The following is a 10,860-nucleotide window of genomic DNA, read 5'->3' as shown; positions in this document are numbered from 1 at the left end:
AGATCGGGCCTCTGCTGGTCATGATCATGATGTGGTGTCTAGATCACTAGCAGAGGCCCGACCCATGCCCACCGGCGGGATCACAGACAGGCTCTTAGAACCCTCATTGCCACTCACGACCCTACTCGGAAAACGTACATATAAGCATCAAACGGACTCCAAGTCGCTAGTAAGCGTCCTTTGTGGACGCTTCGAGGAGGCGCGGGCTTACCGGGCGGTGCCCAGGTCGGGCCAGGGTGGTAGCAAAGGTCCCTTGCCCCCCGCTGCTCCGGCGAGTCTCACCCTCGGGACGCTTGGCGCATTCCGGGCACGGCTGGTCCGGGTGAAGTGCCGTGAAGGCCTCCTTCCCTACCCTCAAGGTAGTGAAGGAGGCCTTCACGGAATGGTCGGTCATCCCAAGCGCACCAGTGACCCCATAAGTCACAAGCAGCCCGCGTGCCCTACTTGGCCCACTTAGGCCGAGGCGGAGGCACGTAGTCCGCGAAGCCGTCGACAAGCACCGAAGCGTCCGAGTCGATCGAAAGCATGTCCCGGTACCCAGCCGACAGAAAGCCCTCCGACACCATGTGGTCGGCGAACTTCAGCAGCGGCGCGTAGTACCCGCCGACGTCGACCAGCCCGATCGGCTTCTCGTGCAGCCCGAGCTGGGCCCACGTCCACACCTCGAACAGCTCCTCCAGCGTCCCCGCACCGCCGGGCAGCGCGAGGAAGCCATCGGACAGCGCCGCCATCTTCGCCTTGCGCTGGTGCATGTCGGCGACGACGTGCAGTTCGGTCAGGCCGGCGTGCGCGATCTCGACGCTGCCCAGCGCCTCGGGGATCACGCCGATCACCTCGCCACCGGCGGCGAGCGCGGCGTCCGCGACGACGCCCATGGTCCCGACCGAGGCCCCGCCGTAGACCAGCCCGATCCCCCGCGAAGCCAGCAACGTGCCCAAGGCTCGCGCCTCGTCGGCATACCGTGGGTCGAAGCCCATCGACGAGCCACAGAAGACGCAGATCCGGCGCGGCGCCGCCATCAGTGGGTGTCCTCCCATGCCTGGTACGACTCCTGCACGACGCGCACGGCGTCGTCGATGTCGTCGGTGACGTGCAGCAGATCGAGGTCCTTCTCGCCGATCTTGCCCTCGGCGAGCAGCGTCTTGGCGATCCAGTCGTACAGGCCGCCCCAGTACTCGCTGCCGAACAGCACGACCGGGAACTTCGTGACCTTCTTCGTCTGCACCAGGGTGAGCGCCTCGAACAGCTCGTCGAGCGTGCCGAAGCCGCCGGGCAGGCAGATGAACGCCTGCGAGTACTTGATGAACATCGTCTTGCGGGCGAAGAAGTACCGGAAGTTGACGCCCAGGTCGACCCACGGGTTCAGGCCCTGCTCGAACGGCAGCTCGATGCCGAGGCCCACGGAGAACCCGCCGGCCTCGTTGGCGCCGCGGTTCACCGCTTCCATCGCGCCGGGGCCGCCGCCGGTCATCACCGCGAAGCCCGCGTTCGCGAGCGCGGCGCCGATCTTGCGGCCGAGTTCGTACTCCGGGTTGTCCCGTTTGGTCCGCGCCGAGCCGAACACCGTCACCGCGCGCGGCACCTCGGCCAGCGCGCCGAAGCCCTCGACGAACTCCGCCTGGATCCGCAGCACCCGCCACGGATCGGTGTGCACCCAGTCGCTCGGCCCCCGTGAGTCCAGCAGGCGCTGGTCGGTGGTGCTGCCCTGGTCACGGCGATCCCGCCGCAGCACGACCGGGCCCTTGTGGCGCTCGATCGGACGTTCCGGGTACTGGCCGTCGGGGAACTCGCTTGTCTCACTCACCCCGCCAAGCCTACGACGTCGTCACCGTCCGGAGCGGCAGCATCGCCGCGAACAGAAGTAGTCGGCTACGCGAACGCGGGGCCCGCCGCGAAGCGGGCCCCGCGAGCACGGTCAGGAACGTCCGGTCAGCGCGAACGCGAGCATGGCCGTCGAGGTGAAGTCGATGGCGGGCTCGTTGCTCGGCCACGAGGCGAGGTCGTCGGTGTAGCGCGACTCGGTCGTGTCGAAGCTGTCGAACGGCTTCGTGCACTCCTTCGCCCCGGCCGGGAACGGCAGGTCCGCGAAGTGCTCCGCGCCGTTCGGCCCGTTCACGACCGCGCCGTAGAGCACCTTCTCCTCACCCGCGAGGTTGGCCGCCTGGTGGTGCGGGCACTTCGGCGACGTCGTACCGACCCCGACGACCAGCGAGACACCCCACGCGTTCGCGCCGAGGGTGAAGTTCCGCTGCTGCGAGCCGAACGCCGCGTACCGCCGGTCACCGGTCACGTCCGCGTAGAGCCGCTCGGTCGCGGCGAACCCGAAGCTCTTGCTGGCCGCGTCGAAGTCCTTCACCGAGACGGCCGTCCGGAAAGGACTCTGAGCCGCGCTCGCGACACCTTCGTCAAGCTGACGCCGGAGGTCGCCGATCAGCTCCTTCGGGCCCAGCGCCGCACCCGGGACACCGTGCCGCAGAAGCTTCGCCAGTTCGGCGTGCGCCAGCGCGCTGGTGTCGTACAGGTTGAGCGTGCTCTTCTCTTCGACGTCGATGTAGGCCTTCGCCCAGTGCGCGGCCTGCCGCGTCCACTCGACGGATCGCGGATCCCGCAGGGCTTTGGCCGCCAGGGCGAGCTGCGTCGCGCCGAGTTCCATGTCGTCCCGCCAGGACGATTCCGGGTAGTACGCGTGCGGGAACGCGGTCACCAGCTCGCCGACGTTCTCAGTCTTGGCCTGTGCGAACACCGAGGCGGCCTCGGCGAAGTACTTCCTTGCCAGCGAAGGATTCCGCTTCGCCTCGACCTGCGCGCCGAGCGCGAAAGCGGCGGCGACGCGGCCGGCGAGGTTCGGGCTGAGCGCGGATCCGCCGGGGTTCGCGGGGAAGACCGGCCGATGCTTGACGAAATACTTGGGGTCACCAGGTTTCACGTCGAGCGCGTCGTCGTCGTGCGGGTTCCGCCAGACGTCGTGGTCACCGAGGAAACCGAATTTGTCGCTGCCCGTCCCGATGCCGACCTGGGCGTAGAGCGTCTTGCTCTTCTCGTCCCACATCTTGTCGAGCCAGTCGAGACCGAGGTTGACCTCCTTGGCCAGCACCCGGTCGTAGTCCTCGCGGAGCACGTATCCCAGCTCCGCCAGCGAATACGCCGTGTTCGAGGTGAACTTGACGAAGTCGCCCGCGTCGACCCAGCCGCCCTCGACGTCGATCGGGCCGCCGATCGGCTTCAGCGGTTCGGCGATCTCGTCGCCGCCCTCGCCGACGAACACCGGCCAGTCGTACACCGTGGCCTGCTTGTCGGCCAGATGCGACGGCTTGCGATCGAGACGGCCGGGGACGATGTCGTCGCCGTCGCGCTGCGCCTGGAAGAACTCGTTGGTGGCGCGGACGAGCGGGGTGAAGAGCCGGTCCTTGGTGTCCACCCGGAACGTCGGCGACGTCGCCGTGGTCTCGCCGGTGACCTCGATCCGGTACTTGCCCGGCAGCCAGACCTTCGACAGGTCGAGCTGGTACACCGCCGGATACTTCGCGTTCCACGCGCCGAGCGACTGGCCTGTCCGTCCACGATGGACGGTGCGGCCGCGTTCGTCGATCACCGAGAACGAACCCGGCGCGCTGGACAGGAGATAGGCGTGCTTGGTCTCGGTGATGCCGTAGCCGACCTGATCGACCCGGACCTCACCTCGCACCGCCGCCGCGGCCGAAACCGCCGGAACCGTCAAACCCCCGAGGACCAGTGCCGAAACCGCGGCCACCGTCCGGGACCAGGAACTCACCATGGTACCCCGCTCGAATTAGTTAAGAAAGTTTCCTTTTTATGGCGCAAGACGCTAGCGCCCGGAACGCCACCAGTCAATATGTCCGTTTCGCCGGTCGGAAGTCACCCGATCCAGGAGTTGTTGGCAGGTATCCGTCCTGCTCAACCCGGATAGCCGCCGGGAAATCGTCTACCGTGTCGGGGTGCCGTCCAAGCCGAACGGGGCAGAACCACTCGGCGCGCGGATCCGGCGGTTGCGCCGGGCACGCGGGCTGACCCAGCGCGAGCTGGCCGAGCCCCGTTACGACCGCGGCTTCCTCGCCAAGGTCGAGTCCGGCGGCCGCATCCCCTCCGACGACGTGCTCTCCCACCTTTCGCGACGGCTCGGACTGACCCCCGACGAACTCCGCTTCGACCGGCCGCCGGGCGCCGCCGAAGAACTCACCGACGCGCTCGAAACCGCGTATCGCGAGCTGCAGAAGGGCGGGCTCGAAGCCGCCGAGCGCGAATTCGCCCGCGTGGAGCGGCGCGCGGCCGAGTACCGGCTGCCGGACGTCCAATGCCACGCGCGCTTCTATCTCGGCGAAGTCCAGTGGCAACGCTACGATATCCCGTTGGCGGACAAGGGTTTCGCTCACGCCATGGAGCTCGCCGACGCCGCGTCGCCCCGGTTGCGCGCGATGATCGTCAACCGCGTCGCGGCCTGCCGGGCACTGTCGGGTGACCTCGGCGCGTCGGTCGCGCTCGCCGAAACGGCGCTCGGCGAACTCCGCGCCACCGGGGCGAGCGAACCTGACGCCGAACTGGCGCTGCTGACCGCGTTGATCCACCCGCTCATCGAAATGGGGGCGCTCCGCCGCGCCCGGCGGGCCGCCGAAGAAGGCCGTCGCACCCTCGCTTCCGCGCACCGCAAGGACATCTCCGCGCGGTACCACCGGCAGGCGGCGCAACTGTGGCAGGAGATCGGCCTGGTCGACCGCGCGGAGAAAGACCTTTCGCGGGCACTGAGACTGTTCACTTCGATCGGCTACGACCGTGACGCCGCCCGGAGCCGCTGGGCCCGCGGCTTCCTGTGGCGACGGCTGGGCAAGCTCGAGGAGGCGCACGCCGAACTCCGGCTCGCCCGCGATCTCCTCGCCAAGGCCGGGTCCCGGGAGGGTGTGCTCGGCGCGACCATCGAGCTCGCCGACGTCCGCCGCCGCCAAGGGGCACTCGACGAGGCGGCCGAACTCGCCGAAGGGATCCGGCCGCTTCTGGATCGATCCCCCGACATCGAGGCGAGGACTGAGGTTCTCCGGCTACTGGGACTGATCGCCCGCGCCCGCGGCGATCTGCCCGAGGCGACCGCGTTGCTCGAAGAAGCCGCCGCCGCACAGGAAAAGTCCGAACTGCGCGGCGCGCTCGTCGCCACCTCACTGCATTTGGGCGACACGTTGCGCGCTCGAGGATTAATCGAAAAAGCGACGGAGGCCTATCGGCGTGGCGTACGCGCGGCCGCTATGTCCGATTCCGGGCCGACGGACTGAAAACCATACGAAAGTCGCCATATATCGCAGGCGGCAGGAAAAACTCTTACTACACAGGGATTTTATTCCTCGCATGTGGATCTTCATCCGCCCCGCTAGGCCATCCGGCCCATTGACGCACCTTGTGACCGGCTCCTTTACTCGGACGTGTCCATCGGAATAACTCCAGTTATCCGAATGGGCACGCTCCCCGTCCCCGCCGTGTATCCGCCCCGGTCGAATTCCCCGCCGCGCCACTGGCCTTGCGGGTACACGGTCCTGCCCATGGAAGGTTCACATGACCGTTCAGCGAGGGCTCAGAACAGGGTTGGCGGCTGTCGCCGGCCTTGCCCTGAGCATGGCGATCCCGGCGATCCCGGCGAACGCGACCACCGCCACCATCCAGCCCGCGAGCCCCGACGCCGTCGCCGCGAGCGCGGCCGACCAGGCCGCCGCGGCTGGTGTAGACCACTTGCGGAGGGGAGCCCAGGAGGACTTCCGCCGCGTCGGGATGACCCAGGGTGGCGGAGGACTCTTCTACGCCGCTTACGAACGAACCTACCGTGGCCTGCCGGTCGTCGGCGGGGACGCGGTGGTGGTCGCCGACGGCGCCGGACGCGTCCGCGGCACCAGTGCCGCGGAGACCGCGACGATCTCGGTCGACACCAAGGCCAAGATCTCCGCGGCGAAGGCGGCCGAGGTCGCGCGCGGCCAGCTGTCCAAAGTAGACAGCGTGGTCGCGCCGAAGCTCGTCGTGCTGGCGGGGAACTCCCCCAAGCTGGCCTACGAGGTCGTCGTCGCGGGCAGCAAGGCCGCGACGCCGAGCAACCTGCACGTCTTCGTGGACGGCGCCACCGGCGCGGTGCTCGAAACCCGTGACGACGTCAAGATGTCGAACTTCCCGACCGCCGCGAAGAGCACGTCGAACGACGTCAGCACCCTGGGCGCCGGGAACAGCTACTACGTCGGCAACGTCACCATCGACACGACGAACTCCGGCGGCACCTACTCCATGCGCGACCCGCAGCGCAGCAACATCAGCTGCAAGCCGCAGAACGGCGCCGTGTACAGCGGCCCCGACGACAACTGGGGCAACGGGTCCGGCACCAACCTCGAAACCGCTTGTGTCGACACGCTCTTCGGCGTGCAGACCGAGTGGAAGATGCTCGGCGAATGGCTGGGCCGCAACGGTATCAACGGCAGCGGCGGCGGCTTCCCCGCTTCCGTCGGCCTCAACCAGGTCAACGCCTACTGGGACGGTTCCTCGACCACCTTCGGGCACTCGCAGGACAACCAGCGCCAGGCCACTTCGATGGACGTCGTCGCGCACGAGTTCGGCCACGCCATCTTCCAGACCACGCCGGGCGGCGCGGGCAGTGGCAACGAGAACGGCGGCCTCAACGAGTCCACCGGTGACATCTTCGGCGCCATCACCGAGCACTACGCCAACAACGCCAAGGACACCCCGGACTACGAGGTCGGCGAGGGCGTGAACCTGGTCGGCCAGGGCCCGATCCGCTACATGTACCAGCCGAGCAAGATCTCGGGTAACCCGAACTGCTACTCGTCGTCCATCCCGAACACCGAGGTGCACGCCGCGGCCGGCCCGCAGAACCACTGGTTCTACCTGCTCGCCGAGGGCACCGCGCCCGCCGGCAAGCCGGCCAGCCCGACCTGCAACAACACCTCGATCACCGGTCTGGGCATCCAGAAGGCCGCGAAGATCTTCTACAACGGCCTGCTGAAGAAGACCTCCAGCTGGAACCACAAGGCCGCCCGCAAGGCGACCCTCGAAGCGGCGCTCGCGCTGTACCCGGGTTCCTGCACCGAGTTCAACACCACCAAGGCGGCGTGGGAAGCCATCAGCGTCACCGCGGCGACCGGCGAGCCCACCTCGTGCACCCCGCAGGGCAACGACTTCTCGGTCGGCGTCTCCCCGACGTCGGGCTCGGTCAAGCCGGGCGAGTCGGCCTCCGTCACGGTGAGCACCGCGACCAGCAACGGTACGGCGCAGTCGGTGAAGCTCACCGCCAGTGGCCTCCCGGCCGGGGCGACCGCGACGTTCAACCCGGACACCGTGCAGTCCGGTGCCTCCTCGACGCTCACCATCGCGACGTCGGCGAGCACCCCTGACGGCACCAGCACCATCACGGTGACCGGCACGGCGGCCAGCGGCACGCACACCGCGCAGTACAAGCTGACCGTCGGTACCGGCGGCAACATCCGGACGTTCAGCAACGACACCGACTACGCGCTGAACGACTACGCGACGATCAACAGCCCGATCACCTCGACCGCGACCGGCAACGCGGTGTCGCCGGTGAAGGTGACGGTCACCGGTACGCACACCTGCTCCGAGGACCTTCGCATCAGCCTGAAGGCTCCTGACGGCAGCACGTACTCGGTCAAGCCCACCGGTTCCCTTCCGTGCACCGATCTCGGCACCCGGAACTACTCGGTGAACGTGACCAACGAGGTCGCGGCGGGCACCTGGACCCTCGTGGTCTACGACGCCTACGCGCAGGACACCGGCACGCTCGACAGCTGGTCGATCACCCTCTAGCTCCGACCCCACGGTCCGTGAAGGCCTCCTTGAGGGACCCTAAGTCCCTCAAGGAGGCCTTCACGGGCCATCCTCCCGAAAGGAATACCCCGGCATGAAGTGGGGAAAGCGAATAGGAACGGCCGTCGTCGGCATGGCCGCCGTATTGGGCGTCGTCGCGGCGCCCGCGCAGGCGGTGACGGCGGCGAGCCTCAACGCGGCGCCGGACATCTCGCTCGCCAACGTCAAGGCACACCTGAACGCGCTGCAGACCATCGCCAACCAGAACGGCGGCAACCGCGCCGCCGGCCGGTCGGGCTACACCGCGTCGGTGTCCTATGTGTCGCAGAAGCTGCGCGACGCCGGCTACAACGTCACACTGCAGAGCTGCACCAGTTGCGCGGGTTCGAGCCAGAACGTGATCGCGGAATGGCCGCAGGGTGACGCGAGCCAGGTCATCATGCTCGGCGCGCACCTCGACAGCGTCAGCGCCGGCCCCGGCATCAACGACAACGGCTCGGGTTCGGCCTCGATCCTCGAAGTCGCGCTGACCTTGGCCCGCGAGAACCCCGCGCTGGCCAAGCGGGTCCGGTTCGGCTGGTGGGCCGACGAGGAGTCCGGGCTGCGCGGCTCCAAGTTCTACGTCAACAGCCTGCCGCAGACCGAACGCACGAAGATCAAGACCTACCTGAACTTCGACATGATCGGCTCCAGCAACTGGGGTTACTTCGTCTACGACGACGTCGCTTCGGTCAAGGCGGTGTTCGACGAATACTTCACCTCGATCGGCATCCAGACCGAAGGGGACTCCGAAGGCGACGGCCGGTCGGACCACGCGTCGTTCAAGAGCGCGGGGATCCCGGTCGGCGGCCTCGCGACCGGCGCCGGGGACATCAAGACCACCGCGCAGCGGGCGAAATGGGGCGGCACCGCGGGTGCCGCGTTCGACAACTGCTACCACCGCGCCTGCGACACCACGTCCAACATCCCGGACACCCCGCTGGAGAAGAACAGCGACGCGATCGCGTACGCGCTGTGGAAGCTCGCCGTCAGCACCTCGACGAGCCCCGACTTCTCGCTCGGCCTCTCCCCGTCCTCCGGCACTGTCCAAGCAGGACAGTCGGCGACCGTCACGGTCAACACCACGACGACTTCCGGTGCGGCACAAGCGGTTTCGCTGAGCGCCAGCGGTCTCCCCGCCGGTGCGACGGCGACGTTCAACCCCGCTTCGGTGCAGTCCGGTGGTTCTTCGACGCTCACCATCGCGACGTCGGCGAGCACGCCCAACGGCACCAGCACGATCACCGTGACCGGTGACGGGACCTCGGTGGACCGCACAGCGCAGTACACGCTGACCGTCGGAGACGTCAGCGTGCGCACGTTCACCAACGGCACCGACTACGCGCTCAACGACTACGCGACGATCAACAGCCCGATCACGTCCAGCGCGACGGGTACGGCGACGTCGCCGGTCAAGGTGTCGATCACCGGTACGCACACCTGCTCCGAGGACCTTCGCATCAGCCTGAAGGCCCCCGATGGCAGCACGTACTCGGTCAAGCCCACCGGTTCCCTTCCGTGCACCGATCTCGGTACGCGGAACTACTCGGTCCCGGTGACCAACGAGGCGGCTTCCGGCACTTGGACGCTCGTGGTCTACGACGCCTACGCGCAGGACACCGGCACGCTCGACAGCTGGACCATCACCGTCTGACCTTCCGAATGGCGAGGGCCATCTCATGAGGACACCCGGCCTCGTGAGATGGCCCTCGTGCGTGGGGGAGAAATTCGGGACAACTTTTCGATATCTGGTCTAGACCACCCGATCGTCGGTAGCGGGGCCCGGGTACCGCGACCTATGTTGAGCCGAACGGCCGCTTCCTGTTCGTTCAAACCGCTTTCGAGATGGGAGCTGGGTATGTTCGGTCGCGTCTCACGGCTGCTCGCAATCACCGGCGCGGCGGTACTCGCCGTCACCACACTCGTCGTCCTCACCCCGGCACAGGCCTCACCCGACGCCGAGGTCTGCGCGGTCAAATCGAAGCCCGCGGGCAAGGTCCTGCAAGGCTATTGGGAGAACTGGGACGGCGCTTCGAACGGCGTCCATCCGCCGCTGGGCTGGATCCCGATCACCGATGCCCGCATCAAGGCCAACGGGTACAACGTGATCAACGCGGCCTTTCCGGTCATCCTGTCCGACGGAACGGCCAAATGGGAGGATGGGATGGACGCGACTGTGAAGGTCGCGACCCCGTCCGAAATGTGCGCCGCCAAGGACGCGGGCGCGACGATCCTGATGTCCATCGGCGGGGCCACCGCGGGAATCGATTTGAATTCCTCCACCGTGGCGGACAAATTCGTCGCGACCATCGTGCCGATCCTGAAGAAGTACAACTTCGACGGGATCGACATCGACATCGAGACCGGCCTCACCGGCAGCGGGAACATCTCCACGCTCTCCGCGTCGCAGAAGAACCTCATCCGCATCATCGACGGCGTCCTCGCCGCGATGCCGCCGAACTTCGGGCTCACCATGGCGCCCGAGACCGCGTACGTCACCGGCGGCAGCGTCGTCTACGGCTCGATCTGGGGCGCGTACCTGCCGATCGTCAAGAAGTACGCGGACAACGGCCGGCTGTGGTGGCTGAACATGCAGTACTACAACGGAAGCATGTACGGCTGCTCCGGCGATTCGTACCAGGCCGGGACGGTCCAGGGCTTCGTCGCGCAGACCAACTGCCTCGACAAGGGTCTGGTGATCCAGGGTCAGACGATCCGCGTTCCTTACGACAAGCAGGCTCCGGGCCTGCCCGCACAGGCGGGCGCGGGTGGCGGCTACATGTCGCCGAGCCTGGTTTCCCAGGCGTACCGCGGCATTCCGGGGCTCAAGGGCCTGATGACCTGGTCGATCAACTGGGACGGTTCGCGGAGCTGGACCTTCGGCCAGAACGTGAAATCCCTGCAGGGCCGCTGACCCCCGAGTTACGCCTCCGATCACGCGAGTTCGTGATCAGAGGCGTAACTCGCGTGATCAGGGGCGTAACTCGCGCCACCTTTCCG

The 10,860-nt window shown here is 67.4% G+C and carries 7 protein-coding genes; 4 read left to right on the top strand and 3 right to left on the bottom strand.

What is annotated here, in order from left to right; all coding sequences use genetic code 11:
* Positions 1 to 440: 440 nt before the first annotated feature.
* The 3 genes from ACIRGA_RS19395 to ACIRGA_RS19385 all read right to left on the bottom strand — a co-directional run bounded on the left by ACIRGA_RS19395 (position 441) and on the right by ACIRGA_RS19385 (position 3,775).
* A complete protein-coding gene (locus ACIRGA_RS19395) occupies positions 441 to 1,019 on the bottom strand; it encodes a TIGR00730 family Rossman fold protein (RefSeq protein ID WP_400942781.1) in 579 nt (192 codons plus the stop codon).
* Complete coding sequence (locus ACIRGA_RS19390; protein WP_400942765.1) at positions 1,019 to 1,804, bottom strand: TIGR00730 family Rossman fold protein; 786 nt, start codon at positions 1,802 to 1,804, stop codon at positions 1,019 to 1,021. The genes ACIRGA_RS19395 and ACIRGA_RS19390 overlap by 1 nt, the downstream gene beginning before the upstream one ends.
* Positions 1,805 to 1,915: 111 nt before the next feature.
* A complete protein-coding gene (locus ACIRGA_RS19385; RefSeq protein ID WP_400942763.1) occupies positions 1,916 to 3,775 on the bottom strand; it encodes a glycoside hydrolase family 9 protein in 1,860 nt (619 codons plus the stop codon).
* A gap of 181 nt (positions 3,776 to 3,956) precedes the next feature.
* Between ACIRGA_RS19385 and ACIRGA_RS19380 the strand changes: the two genes are divergently transcribed.
* The 4 genes from ACIRGA_RS19380 (at position 3,957) to ACIRGA_RS19365 (ending at position 10,774) form a co-directional block, all read left to right on the top strand.
* Positions 3,957 to 5,279 (top strand): helix-turn-helix domain-containing protein, encoded by a 1,323-nt coding sequence (locus ACIRGA_RS19380; protein WP_400942762.1) that lies wholly within the window; start codon positions 3,957 to 3,959, stop codon positions 5,277 to 5,279.
* A 277-nt stretch (positions 5,280 to 5,556) separates the two neighbouring features.
* Positions 5,557 to 7,821, top strand: a complete 2,265-nt coding sequence (locus ACIRGA_RS19375) for a M4 family metallopeptidase (RefSeq protein WP_400942761.1) — start codon at positions 5,557 to 5,559, stop codon at positions 7,819 to 7,821.
* Positions 7,822 to 7,915: 94 nt separating this feature from the next.
* Positions 7,916 to 9,514, top strand: a complete 1,599-nt coding sequence (locus tag ACIRGA_RS19370) for a M28 family peptidase (protein ID WP_400942759.1) — start codon at positions 7,916 to 7,918, stop codon at positions 9,512 to 9,514.
* 204 nt (positions 9,515 to 9,718) lie between these two features.
* A complete protein-coding gene (locus ACIRGA_RS19365) occupies positions 9,719 to 10,774 on the top strand; it encodes a chitinase (protein WP_400942758.1) in 1,056 nt (351 codons plus the stop codon).
* Positions 10,775 to 10,860 lie beyond the last annotated feature (86 nt).

Source organism: Amycolatopsis sp. NPDC102389 (genome assembly GCF_044765885.1).
Lineage (GTDB): Bacteria > Actinomycetota > Actinomycetes > Mycobacteriales > Pseudonocardiaceae > Amycolatopsis.
The sequence above is the reverse complement of the archived record's forward strand: the minus strand, read 5'-3'. Positions and strand labels throughout refer to the sequence as shown.